The 1,015-nt window shown below is 59.0% G+C and carries 1 protein-coding gene; it reads left to right on the top strand.

Annotated features, from left to right (window positions below):
- Positions 1 to 508: 508 nt before the first annotated feature.
- On the top strand, positions 509 to 1,015 hold a 507-nt coding region (locus tag ACFVXN_RS18460), incomplete at its 3' end, for a hypothetical protein (protein WP_389235989.1).

Here is a 1,015-nt window from a genome sequence, read left to right as displayed (position 1 = left end):
TCAGTGTTCGTCGTGACTCAAACGTGTGCAGTTGTGCGTTCAAGCAGAAAGTCCAGTCCAGTGCTGTGAACTCCTCGGTTTACTTAAAAGCGCGGCATCGCTTGACCGTGGCCCGGTGAGAAGCTCAAATCGCGCATTGGGAAACGGCACGGGCGACGGCCGCACCCTAACCAGCCGGCGTGAGTTGGTTCTGCTCGCCAGCGATGACCGGTGCCGGTGCCATGATCGAGCCAAGTCGGTCAAGGGCATCGTGAGCGTCGCCAACGTCATGAGCTCATACAGCCAGAGGTCAGAGACGGGGCCGCTTCCGGTGCAATTTGACTAGGTTGTTGGGTTTGCAGTTGCAGGCGACTGGCGTATCACGGGGTCGTTCCTTCGCTAATTGGTGGCACTCCGATCATCATGTGGCATACACCACACACGCAAGTGCATAATGCCTACACTATGGGCGGCCGCTTGGGCGTTAGGCCCAGGGGCCAGTTATAGGTGCGAAGGGGAGATGTGTTCTGTGTCAGATGAGCTGGACCTTGATCGAGTTGAGTATGTGGTGCGCACCGTAGCCGCGCGGTTCCTCGACCCGGAGTACTGCGACCTCGAGAAGGTGGAATGCGTAGCATTGGTTGGGGCTGGCACCCCGTTCAACACGGATTTTGTCATGACGCGTGAAATTCGTGAGTCGACGCGTCAGAACGTTCGTCAATGGGCGAGCAAGATGGCGTCGTCCCCACGAGACGCTGTACCGCCGGCGCCTGCCGGGGCAGTCGTCGGAATTGCGCGCGAGGTGATACGTAGAGGAGCCGACCGTGCTGTGTGGACTGCATATCACGCTGCCAAGGATGAGATCCTGCGCCAGTGGATGTGGCGTGCCGCCGAAGTTGAGATGAACCCAAAGATTCTAAGTGCGGTAATGGAGCTGACGTCCCGCTCGCTGGGAGAGTGGGTGGAAGGCGCCCTAAACCAAGTCACCGAGCAAATCGAGCGGGAACGCGTGGAGTATCTCTGGCAAGCGCACACC

This window comes from Cellulomonas sp. NPDC058312, from assembly GCF_042880135.1.
Classification (GTDB): domain Bacteria; phylum Actinomycetota; class Actinomycetes; order Actinomycetales; family Cellulomonadaceae; genus Cellulomonas.
This window is presented reverse-complemented; position numbering and strand designations above follow the sequence as displayed.